At 71.6% G+C, this 21,959-nt stretch carries 26 protein-coding genes; 3 read left to right on the top strand and 23 right to left on the bottom strand.

All coding sequences use genetic code 11. The annotated features are described in order from the left end of the window. Positions 1 to 143: 143 nt before the first annotated feature. Both AB0435_RS29550 and AB0435_RS29545 read right to left on the bottom strand, forming a co-directional pair. A complete protein-coding gene (locus AB0435_RS29550; protein ID WP_366006958.1) occupies positions 144 to 1,787 on the bottom strand; it encodes an MDR family MFS transporter in 1,644 nt (547 codons plus the stop codon). A gap of 58 nt (positions 1,788 to 1,845) precedes the next feature. Then, complete coding sequence (locus AB0435_RS29545; RefSeq protein ID WP_366006959.1) at positions 1,846 to 2,295, bottom strand: MarR family winged helix-turn-helix transcriptional regulator; 450 nt, start codon at positions 2,293 to 2,295, stop codon at positions 1,846 to 1,848. Positions 2,296 to 2,503: 208 nt separating this feature from the next. On the opposite strand from AB0435_RS29545, the gene AB0435_RS29540 reads away from it, so the two are divergent. Continuing rightward, positions 2,504 to 2,731, top strand: coding sequence for a hypothetical protein (locus tag AB0435_RS29540; protein WP_366006960.1), 228 nt, complete (start codon positions 2,504 to 2,506; stop codon positions 2,729 to 2,731). A gap of 539 nt (positions 2,732 to 3,270) precedes the next feature. Here AB0435_RS29540 and AB0435_RS29535 read toward each other — a convergent pair. The 5 genes from AB0435_RS29535 to AB0435_RS29515 form a co-directional block, all read right to left on the bottom strand. After that, positions 3,271 to 3,840 carry a hypothetical protein gene (locus AB0435_RS29535; RefSeq protein WP_366006961.1) on the bottom strand — a complete coding sequence of 190 codons (570 nt, stop codon included), beginning with the start codon at positions 3,838 to 3,840 and terminating at the stop codon, positions 3,271 to 3,273. Between the two features lie 99 nt (positions 3,841 to 3,939). Beyond that, a complete protein-coding gene (locus AB0435_RS29530) occupies positions 3,940 to 4,773 on the bottom strand; it encodes an RNA polymerase sigma factor SigF (RefSeq protein WP_116212976.1) in 834 nt (277 codons plus the stop codon). Positions 4,774 to 4,960: 187 nt separating this feature from the next. After that, a complete protein-coding gene (locus tag AB0435_RS29525) occupies positions 4,961 to 5,887 on the bottom strand; it encodes a SigB/SigF/SigG family RNA polymerase sigma factor (RefSeq protein ID WP_366006962.1) in 927 nt (308 codons plus the stop codon). A 187-nt stretch (positions 5,888 to 6,074) separates the two neighbouring features. After that, a complete protein-coding gene (locus tag AB0435_RS29520; protein WP_366006963.1) occupies positions 6,075 to 6,368 on the bottom strand; it encodes a Dabb family protein in 294 nt (97 codons plus the stop codon). Positions 6,369 to 6,378: 10 nt separating this feature from the next. Then, positions 6,379 to 6,543 carry a hypothetical protein gene (locus AB0435_RS29515; RefSeq protein WP_361532767.1) on the bottom strand — a complete coding sequence of 55 codons (165 nt, stop codon included), beginning with the start codon at positions 6,541 to 6,543 and terminating at the stop codon, positions 6,379 to 6,381. A 546-nt stretch (positions 6,544 to 7,089) separates the two neighbouring features. On the opposite strand from AB0435_RS29515, the gene AB0435_RS29510 reads away from it, so the two are divergent. Then, a complete protein-coding gene (locus AB0435_RS29510; RefSeq protein ID WP_366006964.1) occupies positions 7,090 to 7,473 on the top strand; it encodes an STAS domain-containing protein in 384 nt (127 codons plus the stop codon). A 122-nt stretch (positions 7,474 to 7,595) separates the two neighbouring features. Here AB0435_RS29510 and AB0435_RS29505 read toward each other — a convergent pair whose 3' ends face one another. Next, entirely contained in the window at positions 7,596 to 8,822 is a 1,227-nt protein-coding gene (locus tag AB0435_RS29505) for an MFS transporter (RefSeq protein WP_366428363.1), read from the bottom strand. A gap of 168 nt (positions 8,823 to 8,990) precedes the next feature. Between AB0435_RS29505 and AB0435_RS29500 the strand changes: the two genes are divergently transcribed. Then, positions 8,991 to 9,812 carry a helix-turn-helix transcriptional regulator gene (locus tag AB0435_RS29500; protein ID WP_366006966.1) on the top strand — a complete coding sequence of 274 codons (822 nt, stop codon included), beginning with the start codon at positions 8,991 to 8,993 and terminating at the stop codon, positions 9,810 to 9,812. A gap of 3 nt (positions 9,813 to 9,815) precedes the next feature. On the opposite strand, the gene AB0435_RS29495 is transcribed toward AB0435_RS29500, so the two are convergent. The 15 genes from AB0435_RS29495 to AB0435_RS29425 all read right to left on the bottom strand — a co-directional run bounded on the left by AB0435_RS29495 (position 9,816) and on the right by AB0435_RS29425 (position 21,673). Continuing rightward, on the bottom strand, positions 9,816 to 10,922 hold the full coding sequence (locus AB0435_RS29495) for a zinc-binding dehydrogenase (RefSeq protein ID WP_366428362.1): 1,107 nt from the start codon (positions 10,920 to 10,922) through the stop codon (positions 9,816 to 9,818). Further along, a complete protein-coding gene (locus tag AB0435_RS29490) occupies positions 10,919 to 11,731 on the bottom strand; it encodes a phytanoyl-CoA dioxygenase family protein (RefSeq protein WP_366006968.1) in 813 nt (270 codons plus the stop codon). The genes AB0435_RS29495 and AB0435_RS29490 overlap by 4 nt, the downstream gene beginning before the upstream one ends. A 66-nt stretch (positions 11,732 to 11,797) precedes the next feature. Beyond that, positions 11,798 to 12,532 (bottom strand): SDR family oxidoreductase, encoded by a 735-nt coding sequence (locus AB0435_RS29485; RefSeq protein ID WP_366006969.1) that lies wholly within the window; start codon positions 12,530 to 12,532, stop codon positions 11,798 to 11,800. A gap of 31 nt (positions 12,533 to 12,563) precedes the next feature. Continuing rightward, a complete protein-coding gene (gene panD, locus AB0435_RS29480; protein WP_366006970.1) occupies positions 12,564 to 12,980 on the bottom strand; it encodes an aspartate 1-decarboxylase in 417 nt (138 codons plus the stop codon). A gap of 58 nt (positions 12,981 to 13,038) precedes the next feature. Next, positions 13,039 to 13,569 (bottom strand): flavin reductase family protein, encoded by a 531-nt coding sequence (locus AB0435_RS29475; RefSeq protein ID WP_366006971.1) that lies wholly within the window; start codon positions 13,567 to 13,569, stop codon positions 13,039 to 13,041. Next, complete coding sequence (locus AB0435_RS29470) at positions 13,563 to 14,753, bottom strand: acyl-CoA dehydrogenase family protein (RefSeq protein ID WP_366006972.1); 1,191 nt, start codon at positions 14,751 to 14,753, stop codon at positions 13,563 to 13,565. The genes AB0435_RS29475 and AB0435_RS29470 overlap by 7 nt, the downstream gene beginning before the upstream one ends. A gap of 44 nt (positions 14,754 to 14,797) precedes the next feature. Next, entirely contained in the window at positions 14,798 to 15,988 is a 1,191-nt protein-coding gene (locus AB0435_RS29465; protein ID WP_366006973.1) for an acyl-CoA dehydrogenase, read from the bottom strand. After that, complete coding sequence (locus AB0435_RS29460) at positions 15,985 to 16,248, bottom strand: acyl carrier protein (RefSeq protein WP_366006974.1); 264 nt, start codon at positions 16,246 to 16,248, stop codon at positions 15,985 to 15,987. The genes AB0435_RS29465 and AB0435_RS29460 overlap by 4 nt, the downstream gene beginning before the upstream one ends. Beyond that, the gene (locus AB0435_RS29455) at positions 16,245 to 17,819 is read right to left on the bottom strand and encodes an amino acid adenylation domain-containing protein (protein ID WP_366428361.1); all 1,575 of its coding nucleotides are present in this window, start codon (positions 17,817 to 17,819) and stop codon (positions 16,245 to 16,247) included. Before AB0435_RS29455 ends, AB0435_RS29460 begins: the two co-directional genes overlap by 4 nt. Beyond that, complete coding sequence (locus tag AB0435_RS29450) at positions 17,816 to 18,589, bottom strand: alpha/beta hydrolase (RefSeq protein ID WP_366006976.1); 774 nt, start codon at positions 18,587 to 18,589, stop codon at positions 17,816 to 17,818. Before AB0435_RS29450 ends, AB0435_RS29455 begins: the two co-directional genes overlap by 4 nt. An 81-nt stretch (positions 18,590 to 18,670) precedes the next feature. Beyond that, complete coding sequence (locus AB0435_RS29445; RefSeq protein ID WP_366428360.1) at positions 18,671 to 19,000, bottom strand: hypothetical protein; 330 nt, start codon at positions 18,998 to 19,000, stop codon at positions 18,671 to 18,673. Then, positions 18,997 to 19,287: a hypothetical protein gene (locus AB0435_RS29440; RefSeq protein WP_366006978.1), complete on the bottom strand. Its 291-nt coding sequence runs from the start codon at positions 19,285 to 19,287 to the stop codon at positions 18,997 to 18,999. The genes AB0435_RS29445 and AB0435_RS29440 overlap by 4 nt, the downstream gene beginning before the upstream one ends. Further along, positions 19,284 to 20,402: a PhlD gene (locus AB0435_RS29435; protein ID WP_366006979.1), complete on the bottom strand. Its 1,119-nt coding sequence runs from the start codon at positions 20,400 to 20,402 to the stop codon at positions 19,284 to 19,286. The genes AB0435_RS29440 and AB0435_RS29435 overlap by 4 nt, the downstream gene beginning before the upstream one ends. 153 nt (positions 20,403 to 20,555) lie before the next feature. Beyond that, positions 20,556 to 21,269, bottom strand: a complete 714-nt coding sequence (locus AB0435_RS29430) for an SDR family oxidoreductase (RefSeq protein ID WP_366006980.1) — start codon at positions 21,267 to 21,269, stop codon at positions 20,556 to 20,558. Continuing rightward, the gene (locus tag AB0435_RS29425) at positions 21,266 to 21,673 is read right to left on the bottom strand and encodes a hypothetical protein (protein WP_366006981.1); all 408 of its coding nucleotides are present in this window, start codon (positions 21,671 to 21,673) and stop codon (positions 21,266 to 21,268) included. The genes AB0435_RS29430 and AB0435_RS29425 overlap by 4 nt, the downstream gene beginning before the upstream one ends. Between the last annotated feature and the right edge of the window lie 286 nt (positions 21,674 to 21,959).

Here is a 21,959-nt window from a genome sequence, read left to right as displayed (position 1 = left end):
GCGCGCAGGCCGTCCCCTGCCTTTGACGCGCGCCGCCCACCGGGGCTCATCGCCCGGGACCGTCCTTGCCGTTCAGGTCCCGGCTTCCGCCGGCAGGGGCACGCCTCCGCTCGTGCCGTGCCCCTGCCGCCGGGGTTCTTGTGTCAGCCGGCCTGCCGGGCCGGCTCGGTGTCCGTCGCCTGCGCGGCCCCGGCGGCCGCCTGCGTACCGGACTTGCTCTTCAGCGCGACCTCCTTGATGAAGAGGGTCACGATGAAGGCGAGCAGCGCGCAGGGCGCCGCGTAGAGGAAGACGTCGCCGACGCCGTGCCCGTAGGCGCTCTCGAAGACCTCACGGATCGGGGCGGGCATGTCCGACAGCTTGGGGATGCCGCCGCCGGAGTTGCCCTGGCCGAGCGCCGCCGCGGCCTTCGGGCCGAGCGCGGTGATGCCGTCCTTGACGTAGTCCGGGACCCGGTTGGCGAAGACCGCGCCGAGCGCCGAGACACCGACCGCACCGCCGAGGGAGCGGAAGAAGGTGACGACGGAGCTGGCGGCGCCGAGGTCCTTCGGGGCGACCTGGTTCTGCGCGGCGAGCACGAGGTTCTGCATCATCATGCCCATGCCGAGGCCCATCAGCGCCATGTAGATCGCCAGGTGCCAGTACGGGGTGTCGTAGCGCATCGTGCCCAGCAGACCCAGGCCCGCGGTCAGCAGCACACCACCGGAGACCAGCCACGCCTTCCAGCGGCCCGTCTTGGTGATGATCTGGCCCGAGACGGTCGACGAGATGAACAGGCCGCCGATCATCGGGATCGTCATCACACCGGACATCGTCGGCGTCTTGCCGCGGGCCAGCTGGAAGTACTGCGAGAAGAACACCGTGCCGCTGAACATCGCGACACCGACGAAGAGGCTCGCGATCGAGGCGAGGGAGATCGTCTTGTTGCGGAACAGCCGCAGCGGGATGATCGGCTCCGCCGCCTTGGACTCGACGAGCACGAAGAGCGCGCCGAGCGCGATCGAGCCGCCGACCATGGCGTAGGTCTGCCAGGAGATCCAGTCGTAGTTCTTGCCGGCCAGGGTCACCCAGATCAGCAGCAGGGTGACGGAGGCGCTGATGAAGAACGCGCCCAGCCAGTCGACCTTGACGTCCCGCTTCACGACCGGGAGCTTCAGGGTCTTCTGGAGCACGATCAGCGCGATGATCGCGAAGGGCACGCCGACGTAGAAGCACCAGCGCCAGCCGAGCCAGTCGGTGTCGGTGATGACACCGCCGAGCAGCGGGCCGCCGACGGTCGCGACGGCGAAGGTGGCGCCGAGGTAGCCGCTGTAACGCCCGCGCTCACGCGGGGAGATCATCGCGGCCATGACGATCTGGGCGAGGGCCGAGAGACCGCCGACGCCGATGCCCTGGACGACGCGGCAGGCGATCAGCATGCTCGTGTTCTGGGAGAGACCGGCCACGACGGAACCACCGACGTAGATGATCAGGGCTATCTGGACCAGCAGCTTCTTGCTGAAGAGGTCCGAGAGCTTGCCCCAGAGCGGGGTGGACGCGGTCATCGCCAGCAGCGATGCCGTGACGACCCAGGTCAGGGAGGACTGGCTGCCGTGCAGATCGTGGATGATCTCCGGCAGTGCGTTGGAGACGATCGTCGACGACAGGATCGCGACGAACATGCCGAGCAGCAGCCCGGACAGCGCCTCCATGATCTGGCGGTGCGTCATGGGGGCGGCGTCGGAGCCGGAGTGGCCTCCGTGCGTGGTGTGTCCGCCCCCCACACCGGCGGGTGTGGTCTTGGCCATGGAATTCCTTTACTGCCTGTCAGTACGTGTGTGGGGTCCGCGCGGTCCGCGGAGACGTCTAGGGCTGCGCGGCGCGCACCCGGCAACCGCCGAAGCTCTCGCGGAGCCGGCCCAGCAACTCGGTGAGCCGGACGACGTCCTCGTCGGGCCAGTCGCTGAGGCAGGCGGCGAGCGTCCGGGTGTAGCGGGCGGACACCTGCTCCAGCAGTTCCTCCCCCGGAGGGCTGATGCTGAGCAGCCGCGAGCGCTTGTCGAGGGGGTCGGGGTGCCGGTCGAGCCAGCCGCGCTCGGCCGCGTACGCGACGTGGCGGCTGGTCACCGACATGTCGATACCCAGCAGTTCGGCGAGCCGGCCCATCCGGACCTCGCCGCACTGCTTGAGCAGTGCCAGCATCATCGCCGCCGACGGCGGGCACTCCGCAGGAAGCGCGCGACCCAGGTCGCGCCGGACGGTGGCGACGGCCCCGAGCTGGCGGCTGAGTTCCTCGTACTGCTCCTGTGCGGCCACTCGACGGACGCCTCCACTTCAGTTGCTCAGGGCAACCATAAGAACAGAAGTTGGTTGCTGAAGGCAAACGAAATAGGGGCTTATCGGGTAAAGGAAACTTCAAGCTCTGCTAGGTGAGGTGTAAAGCGGCAGGTGGGGGAGGTGTGGGTGCGCTTTTTACGTGGCCCGGCGCGCGAAACGCGGGGCTCCTTCGCTAGGGTCCTGGCCTATGGCCAACCCCCATCAGCACCCCCAGCAGAACCCCGAGGGTTACGACCCGGCGGGGAGCACCCAGATGTTCCGCGCGTTCGTCGACGAGGCACCGGGGGGTGGGCGCCGAGCCGCAGCTCCCGCGGCCGCGCCCGCGGCTTCCGGGTCCCGGACGGGGGTCACGGCCGCGGTGATCCTGGCGATCGTGGTGGTCGTGGCGGCGGTGGCTTGGCTGGCGCTTTCCTGACGACGGGGGTTTGGCGCGGCTTTGTTCCCGGCTGCGCCTGCTGTGCGGCTCCGCCGCGGGGGGCTCCGCCCCAGCCCCCTTGTCTGCGGGCCGGTTGGCGCCTGCGGCGGGCTTGTTCCCCTACCCCGCCCCTTCCCGAAACTGGGGCGCTGCCCCAGACCCCGAGCTGCGGGTCCGTTGCCTCCCCCAGCTACCGCTGGGAGGTGCCCCCAGCGGCGGGGGCGGCCTGCGGCCGCGTCCTCAAACTCCCCCAGCTACCGCTGGGAGGTGCCCCCAACGGGCTGAAAAGAAAAGAACGGCGCACCCGGCGGAAAAGGAAGGCGCCACCGGCCGTGAAGGTACCCACCGGCGGAGGGGGTGGGGCCGGAGGGTGAGGTTCTGGAACGCGGTGCGTAGTCACAGCACCCAACACGTAAGACAGCGCCACGCACCGCGTTCCAGGTCCTCAGCCCGGAGGTCACACCCCCGGTCCAGCCACCAACCCAGCCCGGCCGGCGATTGAGGCCGCCCGCCGCAGGCGCAACGCACCCGCCCCCGCCTCAGCCACCCCCAGCCGCAGACACCACCCGCGTCTCCACCCGCATCCCCACCGGCACCCGCCCTTCGTCCGCGCACACGCTCCACGCCCCCTCCACCCACCGCCCCACCCCGATCGGAGCGGGGAGCGCGGAGGAAGAGGGGAGCGACGCCCGTTCCGTGCCGGTCGCGTCGAAGACGTGTGTGGCGAAGGTGACCGTGCCGGTCGTGATCGGTCGGGTGCCCGTGTTGGTGAAGGTCAGCGTGACCTTGTCGCACCAGCGGCGGCCTGCGGGGTCCGGCGCGCGGTGGAGGGGTCCGACTCGGAGGGCGGCCGGTGCGGGCCGCGGCTCGCTCGGGGCCGGGGCCGGTGCCGAGGTCTTCGGCGAAGGCGCACCCGGGGAGCTCGGGAAGCTCAGTGAGGGCGAGGGCGAGGACGGTAGCGGGATCAGTTCCACGCCGCCCATCGGCGGAACCGTACCCTCCACAGGGCCGGCCGCCGTCGCGACATAGGCGTCATGGCCGCCGCCACCGCATCCGGAGAGCAGAGCGACCAGAGCGAACGCCGCGGAGACCATCGTCTTCCGTCGCATCGGCCCAGTGTGGCTGACGCAACGTCAGGTGTACATATCGGTGAACGGTCCCCCGTTGAACCCGTTCTGAACCCGTCTGAACCCGTTCTGAACCCGTTCTCAGTCCGCGATGAGCCCTTCGCGCAGCTGCGAGAGCGTGCGCGTGAGGAGGCGGGAGACGTGCATCTGGGAGATGCCGACCTCCTCGCCGATCTGCGACTGCGTCATATTGGCGAAGAAGCGCAGCATGATGATCTGCCGCTCCCGCGGCGGCAGCTTGGCCAGCAGGGGCTTGAGGGACTCGCGGTACTCGACGCCCTCCAGCGCGCTGTCCTCGTAACCCAGCCGGTCGGCGAGGGAGCCCTCGCCGCCGTCGTCCTCGGGGGACGGCGAGTCCAGCGAGCTGGCCGTATAGGCGTTGCCGACGGCGAGGCCGTCGACCACGTCGTCCTCGGACACGCCGAGGCACAGGGCCAGTTCGGGAACGGTGGGGGAGCGGTCGAGCTTCTGGGCGAGCTCGTCGCTGGCCTTGGTGAGGGCCAGGCGCAGCTCCTGGAGCCGGCGCGGCACGCGCACCGACCAACTCGTGTCCCGGAAGAACCGTTTGATCTCACCGACGACGGTCGGCATCGCGAAGGTCGGGAACTCCACCCCCCGTTCGCAGTCGAAACGATCGATCGCCTTGATCAGGCCGATCGTGCCGACCTGGACGATGTCCTCCATCGGCTCGTTGCGGCTGCGGAAGCGGGCAGCGGCGTAGCGCACCAGCGGGAGGTTGAGCTCGATGAGGGTGTCGCGGACGTACGTACGCTCCGCACTGTCCCGGTCGAGCGTGGCCAGCCGCAGGAACAGCGAGCGGGAGAGGGTGCGGGTGTCGATGGCTTCGCAGTCGTCGAGCACGGCGTGCGGTGCGTCGTTGGCGAGCACCTTCGCGCTGCCCAGGTCTACGGACATGCCACCCCCTTGAGGTCGCGGACGGGTCACAGCAACTTCCCTCGTACGAGGGTTCAGCCTCCACCTGAATACCGGAGGCCGGGCTGTGGCAAACGCAGTTCCAGCAGAATGTCACATGTCGGCAACACGCTGTAGCGTCAAGTCGACATATCTGCCCGCTGGCCTCAAGGGTCTTCACCCGTGAGGGTTACGCGTCGATTCGATTTGCGGAACGCAGCCGGGCGAAGCTCCGGGAGAGCAGCCGGGACACGTGCATCTGGGATACGCCCAGTTCGGCGCTGATCTGGGACTGCGTCAGATTGCTGTAGTAGCGCAGCAGCAGGATGCGCTGTTCGCGCTCCGGCAGTTGTACGAGCAGGTGGCGCACGAGGTCACGGTGTTCGACCCCGGCGAGCGCCGGGTCCTCGTAGCCCAGCCGGTCCAGCAGGCCGGGCAGGCCGTCGCCCTCCTGGGCGGCCTCCAGGGAGGTGGCGTGGTAGGAGCGGCCGGCCTCGATACAGGCCAGCACCTCGTCCTCGGGGATCCGCAGCCGCTCGGCGATCTCGGCGGTGGTGGGCGTCCGTCCGTGCAGCACCGTCAGGTCCTCGCTCGCGCCGTTGACCTGCACCCACAGCTCGTGCAGCCGGCGGGGGACGTGCACGGTGCGCACGTTGTCGCGGAAGTAGCGCTTGATCTCGCCGACGACGGTCGGCATGGCGAAGGTCGGGAACTGCACCCCGCGGTCGGGGTCGAACCGGTCGATGGCGTTGATCAGGCCGATCGTGCCGACCTGGACGACGTCCTCCATGGGTTCGTTGCGGCTGCGGAAGCGGGCGGCGGCGTAGCGCACCAGCGGGAGGTTCGCCTCGATCAGGGCGGCCCGTACGCGCGTGTGTTCGGACGTGCCGGGCTGGAGGGTCACGAACTCCTTGAAGAGGACCTGGGTCAGCGCCCTGGCGTCCGCGCCCCGGCTTCTGGGGTGGTCCTCGGGCTCGTCGCCGGAGTCGTCGCGGGCGGGGGCCGCCCGCTCCTCGGGAACGGGCGGGCGCACCTCGGGGGAGGGCTTGTGGGCCTCGGCGGAGGCGGGGGGCTGGTCGCGCTGGAGGGGGGCTTCGGGGACGGTACGGGCCGACACGGTCACGCCACCCTTCACGGTCAACTCATCCGGCAAAAGCGGTCATAGCATCACAAGACATGTGCACTGTGTGCAAGCACCGCAAAGTGCCGTGTTGAGTGGCGAAAAAGGGCCCTTCGCCGGGGTCGGCGAAGGGCCCTCTGGGCCGTGCGGAGACGGTCATCCCGGCAGGTCGGCCGGGGTTCCCTCAGAACGGGTAGTCGGCGATCACCCATGTGGCGAATTCGCGCCACAGCGCCACGCCCGCCTGGTGCGCGGGGTGCCCGAGGTAGCGCTGGAGCGCCTCCGCGTCGTCGACGGCGGAGTTGATGGCGAAGTCGTACGCGATCGGCCGGTCCGAGACGTTCCAGCCGCACTCCCAGAAGCGCAGCTCGGGGATTTCCTTGCCGAGCTCCTCGAACGCCTGCACGCCGGCGGCGACGCGCGGGTCGTCGCGCTCGACGCCCTCGTTGAGCTTGAACAGGACGAGGTGACGGATCACGGTTCTGCCCTCAGTTGATCAGCTGGGTCATAAACTCGCCGACGCTCTTGGCGGCGTCCGAGATGCCCTCGAACCCTATCTGCACGAGTTCCGCCGACCGCGCCGGGGAGTGGATGATCGTGTACGCCACAAAGATGATGACGGCGTAGAGCGCGATCTTCTTCGCCTGTGCCACGACCCCACAGCCTCCCCTGCTGTCCCCGGTGCCCCTATGGACGCGAGAGTCTAACCGCACGTATGGGCGAAATGCTGGACCGGTGGCCTCGGCGGAGACGGTTCCTCACGGCACCTTTAAGGACCAAAGGCCCGTCAAGGGGGGTCCTTCGCCCGCCGGGCGTGGCCGGGCGGGGGCGGAGGATGGGAACAAGCGCGCCGGGTCTGGCAGGAATCCGGCGGGCCAGGGACATGGGCCTCACTGCGGGGTCCGGGCCGCGATTCCCCCCGACTGCGGCCCGTACTTGGAGGACCGTGTCCTCATCGGGGGGAGGCGGGCGCCGTGACCTGGCGTCGCTTCCCCCCGTCCTTACTCTCCAGGGGTTCCCCTCCGGACTTGTGCGGTGCCCCGCGCGCCTCTTGTGGCGCGCCGCGCACTTCTGTCCGATCCCGTGCGCGCCTGTGCCCCTCAATGCCCCAAGAGCTCTCACCCTTGCGACGAAGGTGAGAAGTACGTACTGCCGGGGCACCAGAAAGGCATACGGCATATGCGGGCCGAGGGAGGTCGGTGAGGGGCGACATGGGCGTGGACGAACCCGCCTTCGCCATGCGGGAGCGCGTGGCGTACGGCGCCATCATCATTGAACTGCACGGAGAAATCGACATCTTGGCGGAGCAGGTGCTCGGACCGCGTGTGGACACGCTGACCGAGCGGTTCCGGGGTGACGTCGTCATCGACCTTCGCCGGGTCACTTTTCTGGACGCCAGCGGGCTGCGGCTGTTGCTCCGGGCCCGGCGGCGGATGCGGGACCGGGGCGGGCGGCTCCGGCTCGTCCGGGGAGTTCCCCGGGTGTGGAAGGTGTTCCGGCTCGCGGGGCTGGAGGGGGCGTTCGCGGTTGTGGACGCGTTTCCGGCTGACGCCGGGGCGGAGGACGGGAGTGTGCCGGCTTAGGCCTGTCCGGTGGATCGCTGCCAGGCTGCGGGCCGTCCGCCGCCTGCGACGCCTTTCGGGCGCCTCGATCCACCGGCATGGCCTGGAAGCGATCTTCCGGTGGGCCGCCTGGCCGGGTCGGGTCAGTTGCGGTAGCGGGCGCGGCCCACGGCGGCGGCCACCGTCAGCGGGACGGTGAGGATCGCGGCCGTGAGGAACATGCCCTGGTAGTCGTGGTGCTCCGCGGCCCCGGCGGCGAGGGCGCTGGCCAGGGCGCTGCCGACGTAGAGGGCCACACCGAACATCGCGACGCCGGTGGCGCGGGCCGCCGGGGACAGAGTGGTGGACCAGGACTGGATCGTGGAATGCATGAACGCCCAGCCACCACCGAGCAGCAGGGCGCACCCCACCAGCGCGGGCACCGACCGGCTGGTCGCGGCGAGACCGAACGCCACCGCCATCTGCACCCCGCCGACCACGATCAGCCGCACCGGTGACCAGCGCCCGACCAGCCGCTTGACCATCTGCGCCGCTGCCATCGAGCCCACGCCGTAGAGCGCGGACACCGCACCGGCCAGTGTCACCGAGGCGCCCTGGGCCTCCAGTGCCGGCGCGATATACGTCAAGAAGCCCAGCAGGACGCCGCCTTCGAGCATGGCGACGGCCATGACGTACCACTGCCAGCGGGAACTCAGGACGACCTTGAACGGGGCGAGCAGCGCACCGGGTGCCGCGCGCGGCGGTTCCGGCAGCCGGCGCAGGGCGAAGACGAGGTAGGCGGCGATCAGGCCGGGCAGGGCGAAGACCAGCCGCCAGCTGACGTAGTGCGCCAGTGCCCCGGCGACGACGGTGGCCACGGCGGTGCCCAGCGCGAACGCGGTCATCAGCTCACTGAGCGGGCGCTGGCGGACCGCGGCGGGCACGGTGTCCCCGACGTAGGTGATGGACGCGGCGATGGACGCGGCGAAGAACGCGCCGGCCGCGATACGGGCCACGATCAGCACCGTCGCGCCGGGTGCGAGCACCGAGCAGAGCGCGGCGACGGCGGCCCCGGTCAGCGAGATCCGCATGACCCGCACCCGGCCCAGCCGGTCGCTCGCCAGGCCCCAGACCGGCTGCATCAGGCCGTAGGCCAGGAAGTAGCCGCTGGCGGCGAGCATCACCGTGGTCAGCGAAACGCCGAGCTGGGTGCCGATGAGTATCAGCATCGGGGTGATGCAGAAGCGGTCGAAGTTGCTGACGAAACCGGCCGCGCGCAGCAGGCGCAGCGAGGCGGCGGGTATCGGCGGGGCGGTCGGGGCGGCCGGGCCGGTGGCTGTGGCTGTGGCTGTAGGTGTGAGAGTGGTGCGGGGTGATTCGGTGGTATCCATGGGGCTTGGGGCTCCTTGTGTCGTGCCTGCCGGTGCTGTCGGGCCGGCGTATCCAGCTCATCAGTGCGGCCGACCGGGGTGGCCCCGCAGCCGATTACCCTTGCTCACACCCTGGGGCGCGGTGCGATGCCCCGGGAGCGGGCCGGCGGTGCGGGGAGGAGTGGGGACGTGAACGACCACGGACCCGGCGGCCCGCGCCGCGAACTGGGCGCGTTCCTGCGCTCCCGCCGCGAGCGGCTGGCGCCCGCCGACGTGGGGCTGCCCGGCTCGCCGCGGCGCCGGACCCCGGGGCTGCGGCGCGAGGAGGTCGCCGAGCTGGCCGGGGTCAGCAGTTCCTGGTACGCGTGGCTGGAGCAGGGGCGGGTCCGTACGTCGGAGCAGGTGCTGCGGTCCGTGGCGCGGGCGCTGCGGCTGAACGCGGACGAGACCGCGCATGTGCTGTCGTTCGGCGAGCACGCCGCGGCAGCCGAGCCGCCACCCGGGTGGGTGTCGCGGAACCTGCTGTCGCTGGTGGAGTCGTTGGCGCCGAACCCGGCCGTGGTGCTCGACCCGCACTGGGACCTGCTGGCCTGGAACTCGGGGTACACGTCCCTGCTCACCGACCTGGCGCGGCTGGCGCCCAAGCAGCGCAATCTGCTGTGGCTGGTGTTCCGCTGGCCGCCGGCCCGTACGCTGCTGGCCAGTTGGGAGCCGGAGGCGCGGAGCCTGCTCGGCCAGTTCCGGGCGCAGGCGGCCCGGCATCCGGAGGACCTCCGGTATGCCGAGATCACCGAGGAACTGCTGGCCGACCCGGACGCGGTCCGCTGGTACGGCCGCCGGGAGACCTCGGCGTTCCATCCCGCCGTACGCCACTTCCGCCACCCGGTGGCCGGTGATCTGCGGCTGCGGTACGTCAAGCTCGCCGCCGTGGACGAGCCGGGCCACCACCTGCTGGCCTACCTTCCCGACGACCGGGCGACGGAGGAGGCGCTGAGGGCGCTGGCCGGGTAGGTGTCAGGACGTGAGCACCGCCTTCATCACCGACCCGTCGGCGACCGCGGTGAGTGCCTCGGCGTGCCGCTCCAGCGGGAAGGGCGTCACCAGGCTCGCCAGGTCGAACCGACGGGTGAGGGCCGGCAACAGGCGGACGTATTCGACGAGATGGGCGCCGGTGAAGGCCCAGGAGCCGACGACGTCGAGCTGCCGGTGGACGATCTGGTGCGGATTGATCAGGGTGTCACCGGCGTCCGTGTACTGGCCGATGATGAGGTAACTGCCGCCCCGGCGGGCCAGGGTGAGGCCCTGCCCGACGGCGGCCGGCACTCCGGCGCACTCGATCACCAGGTCGGCGCCGTCCCCGCCGGTGGCGGCCCGTGCCTCGCGCAGGACCTCCGCGGGGTCGGCGGCGCCGGCGATGTCCAGGTGGACGTCACCGATGCCGGCCGCGGCGGCCCTCTCGAGCCGGCCGGCCGGGCCCCCGAGGACGACGACCTTGGCCGCACCGGCCAGCTGCGCGAACGCGGCAGCCGCCAGTCCGACCGGGCCGCTGCCCTGCACCACCACGGTCTCGCCCAGCCGCACCGGCCGCCTCTCGTACAGCGCGTGCGCCACGGTGGGCCCGGCGCAGGCCAGCGACATGGCGGCGAGCGGGTCGGTGCCGTCGGGGACCTTGACCACGGTGGTGCCGGGCTGCAGCACGATGTGGTCGGCCCAGGCCCCGGAGAGCTCCGGGCCGTCGGCGAGGCCGCGGTTGACGCCGTAGGTGCGGCGCCGCTCGCACAGGGTCGGTTCGCGGTGCAGCCGGCAGGGCGGACAGACGCCGCAGGCGATGGAGGAGGCCCACATCACCGTGTCGCCGGCCGCGAGCGGCGCCCCGGTGGCGTCGTGGTGGGTGCCGGCACCCAGCTCCCTTATGACCCCGAGCCCTTCGTGCCCGAGCACGAGCGGAACGGGGATGTCCAGGTGGCCCTGCTGGAGATGCAGATCGGTGCCGCAGACGCCGCCGTATCCGCAGGCGACGACCATGCCGCCGGCGGGGGCCTCGGGCAGCGGGAACTCCCGCAGCCGCAGCGGCTCGGCGAACTCCTCCAGGACGACGGCGCGTCCGGTGCGCTGTGTCATGCCGTCACCGCCGTCAGGGTCTGGGAGAACGGGGCCGCCAGCGGGCGCAGGGGCTCGGTGTCGCGGCACACGACATGGTCGGGACGGGGTTCGCCGTCGGGCCGTGGCAGGTTGGCGGTGTCGTTGTAGGTGGCGATCAGCAGCCGGCGGGCGAACGGCGACATGTTGGGGGACGAGCCGTGCACGATCTCCGGGGAGAACAGCACGACGGAGCCGGCCGGGCCCTTGGGGCTGGTCATGCCGTACCGGTCGACGTGTTCGGCGAGTTGCTGCGGCGACAGCGAGATGTCGTCGGGGTCGAGGTGCTGCTCGGACCTGGCGGTGGCCGAGCGGCCCTCGTGGACGAGTCCGTCGCGGTGCGAGCCGGGCAGGAAGATGACCGGGCCGTTGAACTCGGTGACATCGTCGAGGAAGACGCCGATGTTGACCTGGCGCGGTGCGGGCAGGTTGTCGACGAGCCGCCAGGCGAGGAAGTCCTGGTGCCAGGCCCACCTGTCGCCGCCGAACGCCGGCTTGGCGTTGATCTTGAACTGGTAGACGTAGACGTCGTCGGTGAGCAGCTGCCGGACGGGCTCCAGGACGCGCGGGTCGCGGATCAGACCGGCGTACTCGGGCTGCCGCTGGTGCGAGGAGTAGACCGCGCGCACCCGCGTGCCGCCTTCCTCGGTCACCACCTGCGGGCCGGGCACCTTCGCGTCGCGCTCGAAGGCCGCGCGGAGCATGTCCACCTCCCGCGGGTCGAGGAGGGATTCGAGCATGAGGAATCCGTGCTCGTGGTAGTGGTCGGCCTGTTGCCGGGTCAGTCGCATGCGCTTCTTCTCCTGAGAGGTGAGGGAATCCGTCGGTGCGGACCGGTGGGGGGACCGGCGCTGGGTTCAACCCATGAAGTGGCCGCCGTCGACGATGAGCTGTTGTCCGGTGACGTAGTCGCTGCGCGCGGTCACCAGGAATTCGAGGGCGTCGGCCATGTCCTCGGCCGTGCCGAGCCGGCGGCCGGGGACGGTGTCCAGGACGGCGGCCAGCCGCTCCGGGTCATCGAGGCGGTAGCGCTCGGTGACCTCTTCGGTGTCGGTGAATCCGGGCAGCAGGGCGTTCACCCTGATGTGCGGGGCGAGTTCGAGGGCCAGGCACTTGGTGAGCTGGAGCAGGCCCGCCTTGCTCGCGCAGTAGTTGGCGCCGTTCGCGCGGGGCCGGATCGCCGTGGTGGAGGCGACGTTGACGATGCTGCCGCCGCCGGCCTCCACCATCGCGGGCGCCAGGGCCCGGGTGAGGTGGAAGGGGCCGGAGAGGTTGGTGGCCAGCACCGTGTCCCAGTCCTCGGCACTCATCGACAGGAACGGCCGGTCGCGGTTCACGCCGGCGTTGTTGACGAGCACGGCCGGCGCGCCGTACCGGCCGGTGATCCCGTCGCAGACCGCCTGGATCTCCTCGGGCCGGGCGAGGTCGCAGCGCAGCGTCTCGATCCGGCCGTCACCGGCCTTCGCGGTCTGCTGTGCGGCGAGGTCGTCACCACGGTAGAGGGCGATCACCCGGTGGCCGAGGGCGGCGAGCCTGAGGCTCAGTGCCCGTCCGATGCCGCGGGTGCCGCCGCTGATCACGGAGATCGTCATGACACCTCCCTGAACGGGTGCATGGGAATGATCAGTTGGCGACGAGGTCGCCGCGCTTGAGGCCTGATCCCTCGGGCGCCTCGGCCGGGTCGCCGCCCAGGCCCGAAACGGCGTTGCGCTCGTCGACGAAGACGACCGAGGGGACGAAGGAGGCGGCCTCGGCGTCCGTCATGGAGGCGTAGGCGATGAGGATGACGAGGTCGCCAGGGCTGACGAGCCGGGCCGCGGCGCCGTTGATGCCGATGACGCCGGAGCCGGCCGGACCTTCGATGACGTACGTGGACAGCCGGGCGCCGTTGTCGATGTCGACGATGTCGACCTTCTCGCCGGCGATCAGGTCGGCGGCCTTCATGAGGTCGGAGTCGACGGTCACCGAGCCGACGTAGTGCAGGTCGGCCTGGGTGACGGTGGCGCGGTGGATCTTCGACTTCATCAGGGTGCGGTACATGCGGATTCCTCGTGTGTGGTGGGGTGTTGTGGTGGTGAGGCGCGGGCGGGGCCGGCGGTCAGGACGGCCAGGTGACGTAGCGGCGCATGCCGTACAGCAGCGGCGCCTCCTCGGCGGCCCGGGTGTGTGACTGGGTGTGCGTCTGGGTGTGCAGCACCTCGCCGATCACGATGGTGTGATCGCCGGCCGGGACGATCCGGGCGACACGGCATTCGGCGGTGGCGTGGGCGTCCCGCGTCAGCGCCGGCAGGCCGGTGACGGGCGCGGGCCGCCAGGGGACGGTGCTGAACCGTTCCGCGGCCGGCCCGGCGAACGCCTCGGCGGCGCGCCGCCCGGCGCCGTGCAGGAGATTGACGGTGAAGGCCCCGCGGGCGGCGAGGACCGGGAGGGTGCTCCCGTTGTTGCCCGCGCACACCAGCAGTTGCGGCGGGTCGAGGGAGACCGAGCACAGGGCGGTGCAGGTGAAGCCGTACGGCGTGCCCTCGGCGTCGGCGGTGGTGATGACGGCGACGCCGCTGGGGTGCGAGCCCATCAGGGCCCGGAAGGCGTCGCGGGTCACCGCGAGTTCGTCCTGGACGGCGGTCACCATGCGAAGGCCCGGGCGTCGTAGAGGTTGACGCCGACCGCGGCCTTGCCCAGGTATTCCAGACACTCCTGCGGCTTGGCGGGCATCACATGGGCGAACCGGGTCTCGCGGATCAGCCGTTCCAGCGGGTGGCTGCGGCTGACGGCGGCCGAGCCGCACAGCCTCAGCGCGTCCTGGGCGAGCTGCGGGCCGACCTCGCCGACGACGTACTTGGCGGCGTGCACCATGGCGTTGGCCTCCAGGCTGCCGCGCTCGGCGGTGACGAGGTCACCGGCCTCGTGCACCAGGGCGCGGGCGGCCCGCAGCCGGGCGGACATCCGGCCCAGCTCCTGCTGTACGACGGCCGAGTCGGCGCGGGCGGGGGAGGCGGTGACATAGTCGACGGTGTGCCGGAAGAGGGCCTCGGCGATGCCGAGGTAGGCGCCCGTGTAGCCGGCGATCATCCAGTGCGGTTCGCGCACGACCTTGAACAGCGACATGCCCTCGACGCCGAGGTAGAGGCGGGAGCGGGGCACCGGGACCTCGTCCAGCGTCATCGGGGCGGTGCTGGTGCCGTACATCGCCGACATGTGCTGCACGGTGCCGAAGCTCACGCCGGGGTCGTCGGCGGCGACGACGAAGTGCGAGGCCTCGGCGGTGTCCTCGGCGCCGTCGTCGGGCGAGGCCGCGACGACGTAGTAGTCGGCGACGCCGGCCAGCGACACGAAGGACTTCTCGCCGCTGAGGATGTAGTGCGTGCCGTCGTCGGAGAGGCGGTAACGGGTCCGCATGCCGCGGAGTTTGGCGCCCCGGCCGGCCTCGGAGGTGGCGGAGGCGAACAGCTTGTGCCCGTTGACGACCGCGTCCAGCATCCAGGCGCGGAACGTCTCGGCGGCCGGGGGCAGCCGGGCGCCGGCGGCATCGGCGAGCGCGCCGATGACGACGTGGTGCATGTTGAAGCCGAGGGCGGCGGCGCCGTTGTGCGCGCCGAGTTCGGCCAGCACCCGCCAGTAGTCGCCGAAGCCGAGGCCGGCGCCGCCCGCTTCCCGGGGGACGAGCAGGGCGAGCAGACCGGACTCGCGCAGGATGCGGTAGGTCTCGTGGCCGTCGTCGCGTCCGGTGTCGGTGTCGGCGGCGAGCGGGGCGAGTCGCTCGCCCGTCTCCGCGGCGAGTTTGAGCAGGTCGTCGAGTTGGGTCGGCAGCGTCATCGAATTCCTTCGGGTCGGTGGTCGGCCGGTCGGGTCCCGGCCGGTCAGTTCTCGACGGGCAGGCCGAGTTGCCGTGCGACACCCACGCGCAGCAGGTCGTTCGGACCGGCGTAGGTGAGGGCCGCCATGGGGCCGGCCAGGTCGGCGGCGAGATCGGAGCCGGGGTCGGAGCCGGGGGTGCCGGGGAGGCCAGGAAGGAACGCACGGACGCCGGCCAGCGCGGTGGCGTGCTCGGTCATCCGTACGTAGTCCTCGGACACGGAGATCTTGGTGAGGGCTGCCTCGGCGGCCAGCTGCCGCGCGGGCGTACCGGCGTCGAGCCGGCCGGCCATCGCGTAGAGCTGGACGCGGGAGCGGTGCAGCGCCAGGGCCATGTCGCTGACCCGCCCGGCGACCTGGTGGCTCGCTCCCATGCGGCGGCCGAAGTGCTCGCGGCCCGCGGCCCATTCGACGGTACGGGACAGGAGGCGGCGCATCGGGCCGAGGGCGTAGCCGAGGATGACGGAGCGCTCCCAGGCGGTGGTGGAGGCCATCACCGCCAGTCCGGATCCCTCCTGGCCGAGCAGCGCGCTCCCCGGCAGCCGGGCGCCCTCGAAGACGAGCTCCCCCATCGGAACGGTGGGCAGCGCGGTCTTGGCGAAGGTCTCGCCGCGGCGGACCCCCGGCAGGTCGAGCGGGAAGAGGAACGCGGACAGCGCGAACGGCGAGCGTCCCTCGGCGGTACGGGCGAAGACGATCGCCCGGTCGGCCACGGGGGCGGCGGTGATGAACGTCTTGGCGCCGTCGAGCACGAAGCCGTCCCCGTCGCGCCGGGCGCGGGTGCGCATGGAGAACGGGTCGCTGCCGCCGCCGCGTTCGGTCAGCGCGTGGCACAGCAGCACCCGGCCGTCCTGGACGTCGGCGACCGCGCGCCAGGCGTCGGCGCCGAGGGCGTCCCGCAGCGGGAACTGCATCCCGAAGATCTGCGAGGCCAGCGCGTAGCACAGGCCCGGGTCGGCGCCGGCCAGGCCGATGCCCTCGATCACGGCGAGCGAGCGGGTGACCGGGCCCGGTGCCCCGGCGTCCGGCGGGGCGAGGCGGAGCACACCGAGGTCGGCCATGGCCTGCCACTGGGTGGTGAAGTCGGCGTCCGCGATCCGCTTCACCACGGGTGTGGCCAGGTCCCGGTAGGAGTCGACGAGTTCCTCGGTCTCCGGTGCGCCGGTGCGCAGCGCCGCGCCGACCGCCACGCTCATTTGCGGCCCTCGCCGGAGAGGTTCTCGATGGCGACCCAAAGGGCCTTGGGGGAGCGGAAGTTGGCGGCGACTATCTCGGTGTCGGGCAGGGTGATGCCGGCTTCCTTGTCGAGCGCCGCGACGATCTCCATGATCGCCAGCGAGTCGAGCAGTCCCATCTCGAGCAGCGGGGTGTCGGCGTTCAGGGAGCCGGCGTCCTCGCCGCGTCCCCAGGTGATGCGGCTGCCGATGAGGGTGCAGAGTTCCTCGACGCTGTTCATACGGTGATCTCCTCCTGGAGTGCGGGGGCTGCGGTGTGGCCGGCGGTGTCGCTCAGGGCGCGGCGGTCGACCTTCCCGCTGGTGGTGGTGGGCAGGGTGGCGAGCGGAACGATCCGGTCGGGCAGCATCCGCTTGGGCAGCACGTCGCGCAGCGCGGCCAGGACCTCCCGTTCGGTGGCGTCGGTCTGGGCGTAGGCCCAGATCTGGCCGGAGTACGGGCCGTCCTTGGCGACGACCGCGGCGGTGGCGATCCGCGGCAGCTCCAGGACGGCGTTCTCCACGTCCATCAGGTCGATACGGTGGCCGCGCCGCTTGACCTGGTTGTCGCGGCGGCCGCGCAGGAAGACCCGGCCGTCGGCGGTGATCCGGCCGATGTCACCGGTGGCGTAGGCCCGGCGGGCCACGCCGTCACGACAGGTGACGGTGACGGTGGGGTCGTCGGGCGCGCCGCCGCGCAGATAGCCCTGGAAGACGACGGGTCCTGCGACGTGGATCTCGCCCTCGCCGTCGGTGGGCCGGCGGTCCTCGTCGAGCACTTCGATGTGGACGCCGCCGATCCCGCGGCCGATGGGCAGTTCCTGGTCGGCGGTCCAGTCGGCCGGCACCCGGTAGTAGGTGCAGGCGTTGGTCTCGGTGGGGCCGTACAGGTTGTAGAAGGGCACACCGTCCAGCAGAGACAGGTACCGCTCCAGCAGTTCGGGGGCGAACGCCTCCCCGCCGAAGGCCGCGATGCGCAGGGCGGGCGGCGGGGTTTCGGCGATACCGCCCTGCTGGAGCATGTTGTGGTAGAGCGACGGGACGGCCATGAAGGCGGTGATGCGCTGTTCGGTCAGCCAGCCGACGACATCGCGCGGGAAGGCCCGCAGCACGTCCGGCATCAGGACCGTGCAGGCTCCCGCGGCGGCGGCGCTGAACAGGTCGAAGGTGGTCAGGTCGAAGGTGAGGGCGGCCTGGGAGCCGATCCGGTCGTCCGGGGTGAGGCCGAACTCGCCCGCGGCCCACAGCGCGTAGTGGGCGACGTTCTCGTGCGAGAGCAGCACGCCCTTGGGCCAGCCGGTGCTGCCGGAGGTGAAGAGGATGTAGCCGCCGGAGTCGGTGGGCGCGGGCAGCGGCCCGGGCCGCTCCTCGGGGGCGAGGACCCGCAGCCAGTGCAGGCCGTGGTCGAGGGCGCCCTCGTCGGCCGGCGCGCCGTCGCGTGCGCGGGTGGCGGCGTGGCGGGCCCCGGTCAGGGCCCGGTCGACGGTCACCAGCAGGGACAGACCCGCGTTGCGGATCATGCGGGCGGTGCGCTCCGGCGGGTCGGCGACATCGAGGGGCGCGGTCACCGCGCCGGCCCGCAGCGCCGCGTACAGGGCGATGACGGTGGCCGGGGTCTTGGGGGCGTAGACGCCGACGCGGTCGCCCGGCGCGACGCCGGTGGCGGCGAGTTCTGCTGCCAACGCGTCGACGGCGCCGTCCAGTTGGGCGTACGTCCAGCTCTCGCCGCCCCCTTCCAGGGCGGTGCGGTCGGGGTGGGCCCGCGCGGAGCGGGCCAGCAGGGCGTCGAGGCGTACGGGGGCCGGCGCGGTCATCGGGCGGCCGCCACGGGCTGCTGGTGCGCGGCGAGGAAGTCGCGGACGGTGTCGGTGACGAGGTCGGGGTGGACCAGGTGGGGGTAGTGGTCACCGCCCTCGGGGACCAGGCGCCGGAAGGGGCCGCCGACCGCGCGCTCGACGGCGTCGACCTGGGCCATGGAGCCGTACTCGTCCGCGTCCCCCTGGATCACCAGCACCGGCGCGGTGACATCGAGGTCGTCCTCGATGGACCAGTCGCGGAAGGCGGGCGAGAGCCAGACCCCGCTCCAGCGGTCGAAGACGCCCCGGGGGTCGTCGTGCACCATGGCCATCTTCCTGGCGAGCGGGCCCGCTTCGTAGGAGGCGCGGGCGTTCTCGATGCCGATGCGGTTCTCGTCCTCGAAGTACATGTGCGGGCCCATCCCGACGACGGCCTCGACGGGGTGCGCCGAGGCGTACAGCAGGGCGATGGAAGCGCCGTCGCTGTGGCCGACCAGGACGGGGCGGCGCATGCCCAGCGCGTCGAGCAGTTCGGGCAGCACGTCCTGGGCGTGCTCGTGCATATAGCGGGGGGTGCGCGGCAGCGGGTCGGGGCCGCTGCCGCCGTTGCCGTGGCGGGAGTAGACCAGGGCGCGGCGGCCGGTGGCGGCGGCCAGCCGGGCGGGGAAGCGGCCCCAGGCCGCGAGACAGCCGAGGCCGCCGTGCAGGAAGACCAGGGGCGCCAGGTCCGGGTCGCCGTCGATGACGACGTGTTCGAGGGGACCGTTGCGTGTATCGATTACCGGCACTGCAAAATCCTTCCCGGTGATTCAGAGTGATTCAGGGCGATTCGGAGTGATTTCAGAGGGGTGACGCGGTCGGAGACGTGGCTATGAGGGAGGGCCGCCGCCTCTCGTTGTCAGGCCCAGCAGGCGGACGCGTCTTTGCCGGGTGTGGAGTTCGCCCCTCGCGTCCGGGGGGATCAGGACGACCTGGCCCGCGCGGGCGTCGACCGGGGGCGTCTCCTCCAGGGAGAGCGTGATGTCGCCCTCCAGGACGATCAGGGCGGTCTCGGTGCCCGGGTCCGGGGTGAGGCGGAAGCGCTCCGCTTCGCACAGCTGCCAGTGCTCGGCGTCGTCGCACCCGGCGTGCAGCACGCCGGAGGGCACCATGCGTTCCAGGATCGCGGTCGCGGAGCCGGTGGCGGGGGCGAGGATCACTGTGCGGACCTCCTGCTCGTGACATCGAGAGTGACCGGAATGCATCGGTCCGGATCGCGCAGCGTGAAGAGCGTGTGCGCGCCGGTCGGTATCGGCATGTCCGGCGCCGGACACGCGGGGTCGGCGGCCACATGGACGACCAGCTCCGTGAACGGCGCGTACGGGCCGGTCCGTTCCGCCGCCGGGACGTCCACCAGCTCCAGGCCGCGGATCGGCCCGGACAGCAGTCCGGTCATGTCGACCGCGCCCGGCCCGACCAGATCCAGCACCACGGGTGCCCCGCTCATGACCGCTCCCCCTCTTCCGTGACCTCTGCTGTGGCGACTTCTGTGGCCTCTTCCGTGGCGAGTCCGGTGGGCCCGCACCACGTGGCCCGGCACGCCGCCGCCGTGAAGCCGGGGCCGAAGCCGATGAGGACGCCGGTGTCCCCGGTGGCGGGCGGTGCTTCGTACGTACGGGCCAGGACGTCGAGCACGGCCACGGCGCCGAGGTTGCCGCGCTCCTGGAGGCTCTCCCAGGAGTGGCGGGTGACCTCGGGAAGGCATTCGAGGCCGGTGGCGAGGTCCGTCAGGATGCGCGGGCCGCCCGTGTGGGCGATCGTGAACTGCGGCTTCCAGGCGCCCGTTTCCGCCCCGAGCCACTCGCGCAGGTGCGGCATGAGGTCACCCACGCCCTTGAGCGCGGCCGGGGTGCTGCCGAAGTGGAAGCCCCGGTCGTCCAGCGTCATCTCGTAGCGCTCGGTGCTGTCCGGCACGACGTACTCCCAGGTGTCGTCCACCCGGAACGCCTGCCCCGCGGGCCTGGTGCCGGAGACCACGCAGGCGCCGGCCGAGTCGCCGAACAGCGCCTTGTAGATCATCGCTTCCATGCTGTCGTCACTGTGCTGGTAGACCGAGCTGAGGATCTCCGCGGCCACGACGAGCACGCGCTGCCCCGGGTGGGCCGCGAGGAACTCGGCGGCGCGTACGAGCGCGTGGGCGCCGCCCGCGCAGCCGAGCTGGGTCATGGGGATCCGGCTGACGGTGGAGCGCAGGCCCAGGGCGTTGACGAGGTGGACGTCCAGGCCCGGTACGGCGAACGCCGTGGCGTGGGTGGTGATCAGACAGTCGACGTCCAGCGGGCCGAGACCGCCGGTGTCGAGGGCCTCGCGCGCGGCCCGCTCGGCGAGCTCGCACAGATCGGCGTATGCGGTCGCGTTGCTCTCCGCCGCCGGCCGGTCGGCGGCCACCGTGGCCAGCGGCCGGGCGAAGCGGCGGCGCCGGACCCCGGTCGAGTCCAGGACGCGCAGGATGGCCGGGAGCCGGGGGTGGTCGGGGTGCGCGCGGACGATGTCGTCCTGGATCTCCTTGAGCGTGACCTCGTGGGGTGGCAGTGCGACGACCGGGCGGTTGACGTAGATCATGACTGCTCCGTGGTGGGAAAGGCGCCGTTGTTCTGGGCCGTAGACGGTTCTCCGGGCGGTGTGGGGGTGCCGGGCTTCGTGGTCCGCACGCGCCGGACGGGCTGGATCCGCACGATCCAGCCCGTCCTGGGCGTCGCGGGCGTCGCGGGCGGGTCAGGCGATCGAGCCGCCGCCGTCGACGAAGAGGGTCGTGCCGGTGGTGTACGGGTTGCCCGCCGCGAAGACGACGGCCTCCGCGATGTCCTCGGGCTCGCCCACGCGCGCGACGGGCAGCCGGCCCGTCGCGGCCTCGTACATCGCCTCGCGGCTCCGCTCGGGCAGCGTGTCCCACAGCGGGGTCCTGATCAGCCCCGGGGAGACCGCGTTGACGCGCAGCGGCGCGTACTCCAGGGCCAGGCCGCGGACCAGGGCCTCCAGGGCCGCGTTGATCGCGCTCTGGAGCGCCGCCGCCTTTCCGGGGCGTACGGACAGATAGCCCGTGACGAGTGTCAGCGAGCCGGAGGGCCGGACGGACAGGGCGCGGGCGAGGCGGTACGCGCCCCAGAACTTGCTGTTCATCGCCGCGTAGGCGTCCTCCAGCGGGAGGGTGTCGACCCGGCCCATGGGGGTCTCCGCCGCCGATATGACGACGTGGTCGAACTCCCCCGCCGCCGCGGCGAATTCCTCGACCGCGGCGTCGTCCGTGATGTCGAGCGACTGTCCGGTGGCCCGCTCGCCGAGCGTGGCCAGTGCCGCGTCGATCTTCTCCTTGGAGCGGGAGGCGACGGTGACGTCGGCGCCGAGCGCCGCGAACCGCCGGGCGGTCGCCAGGCCGACGCCCGAGCTCCCGCCGACGACGAGGACGCGCTTTCCTTGGTATTCGGTCACGGTGCGGTGCTCTCCTGTAGTGACGGGACCTGGAGTTCCAGGTCCTCGGAACGTGAACGGGAATAGCTCTCGCGGTTCAGCTCGGTGATCTGAACCGATATGTCGCAGGAGGTCTCCGACATCGTCCGGTGGAAGTGCCGGCCCAGCACGCGGAGTGCCTCCTGGCTGATCCGGCGCTTCGCCTCCGCCGGCTTCCCGGCGAAGGTGCGGATGTCGAGATTGACGAAGGCCTGCTCGTAGGTGCCGTCGCCGATGAAGGCGTGCAGGCGGACGGCCCTGCTCTTGAAGTCCTGGACACGGAAGCCGCCGACTTCCGAGAGCGCGGCATGCAGTTCCTTGAAGAGGCCCTCGACGTCGACCTGTTCGCGGATGTTGCCCGAGTGTTCGAGCATGAGGTGCGGCATGCGGATTCCTTTCCTGCGGGTGGTGATGCCGGCGTGTACCTCCTCTTTTCGATGGCCTTTGGGCATCTACCGACGGCGGTACGCCGGCATGGCAGATCGGCCGGGCCCGTTGGGGTCCGGCCGATCTGAGGTTTGTGGGGGTGCGGGTTGCTTGCGCCTGCGGCGGGCTTGTTCCCCAGCCCCGCCCCTTCCCGAAACCGGGGCGCTGCCCCAGACCCCGCAACACGCTTCGCGCGTTGTCCTCAAACTGCGTCATCCCGCGTCGCTCTCGGTAGAACCGGACACG

Source organism: Streptomyces sp. NPDC051173 (assembly GCF_040689515.1).
Lineage (GTDB): Bacteria > Actinomycetota > Actinomycetes > Streptomycetales > Streptomycetaceae > Streptomyces.
The sequence above is the reverse complement of the archived record's forward strand: the minus strand, read 5'-3'. Positions and strand labels throughout refer to the sequence as shown.

What these genes read in the sequence shown, in the direction of transcription:
- AB0435_RS29550 (WP_366006958.1), bottom strand. Translation starts at nt 1,787, where the DNA reads ATGGCCAAGACCACACCCGCCGGTGTGGGGGGCGGACACACCACGCAC.
- AB0435_RS29540 (WP_366006960.1), top strand. Translation starts at nt 2,504, where the DNA reads ATGGCCAACCCCCATCAGCACCCCCAGCAGAACCCCGAGGGTTACGAC.
- AB0435_RS29535 (WP_366006961.1), bottom strand. Translation starts at nt 3,840, where the DNA reads ATGCGACGGAAGACGATGGTCTCCGCGGCGTTCGCTCTGGTCGCTCTG.
- AB0435_RS29530 (WP_116212976.1), bottom strand. Translation starts at nt 4,773, where the DNA reads ATGTCCGTAGACCTGGGCAGCGCGAAGGTGCTCGCCAACGACGCACCG.
- AB0435_RS29505 (WP_366428363.1), bottom strand. Translation starts at nt 8,822, where the DNA reads ATGGATACCACCGAATCACCCCGCACCACTCTCACACCTACAGCCACA.
- AB0435_RS29495 (WP_366428362.1), bottom strand. Translation starts at nt 10,922, where the DNA reads ATGACACAGCGCACCGGACGCGCCGTCGTCCTGGAGGAGTTCGCCGAG.
- AB0435_RS29490 (WP_366006968.1), bottom strand. Translation starts at nt 11,731, where the DNA reads ATGCGACTGACCCGGCAACAGGCCGACCACTACCACGAGCACGGATTC.
- AB0435_RS29485 (WP_366006969.1), bottom strand. Translation starts at nt 12,532, where the DNA reads ATGACGATCTCCGTGATCAGCGGCGGCACCCGCGGCATCGGACGGGCA.
- panD (WP_366006970.1), bottom strand. Translation starts at nt 12,980, where the DNA reads ATGTACCGCACCCTGATGAAGTCGAAGATCCACCGCGCCACCGTCACC.
- AB0435_RS29475 (WP_366006971.1), bottom strand. Translation starts at nt 13,569, where the DNA reads ATGGTGACCGCCGTCCAGGACGAACTCGCGGTGACCCGCGACGCCTTC.
- AB0435_RS29470 (WP_366006972.1), bottom strand. Translation starts at nt 14,753, where the DNA reads ATGACGCTGCCGACCCAACTCGACGACCTGCTCAAACTCGCCGCGGAG.
- AB0435_RS29465 (WP_366006973.1), bottom strand. Translation starts at nt 15,988, where the DNA reads ATGAGCGTGGCGGTCGGCGCGGCGCTGCGCACCGGCGCACCGGAGACC.
- AB0435_RS29460 (WP_366006974.1), bottom strand. Translation starts at nt 16,248, where the DNA reads ATGAACAGCGTCGAGGAACTCTGCACCCTCATCGGCAGCCGCATCACC.
- AB0435_RS29455 (WP_366428361.1), bottom strand. Translation starts at nt 17,819, where the DNA reads ATGACCGCGCCGGCCCCCGTACGCCTCGACGCCCTGCTGGCCCGCTCC.
- AB0435_RS29440 (WP_366006978.1), bottom strand. Translation starts at nt 19,287, where the DNA reads ATGAGCGGGGCACCCGTGGTGCTGGATCTGGTCGGGCCGGGCGCGGTC.
- AB0435_RS29435 (WP_366006979.1), bottom strand. Translation starts at nt 20,402, where the DNA reads ATGATCTACGTCAACCGCCCGGTCGTCGCACTGCCACCCCACGAGGTC.
- AB0435_RS29425 (WP_366006981.1), bottom strand. Translation starts at nt 21,673, where the DNA reads ATGCCGCACCTCATGCTCGAACACTCGGGCAACATCCGCGAACAGGTC.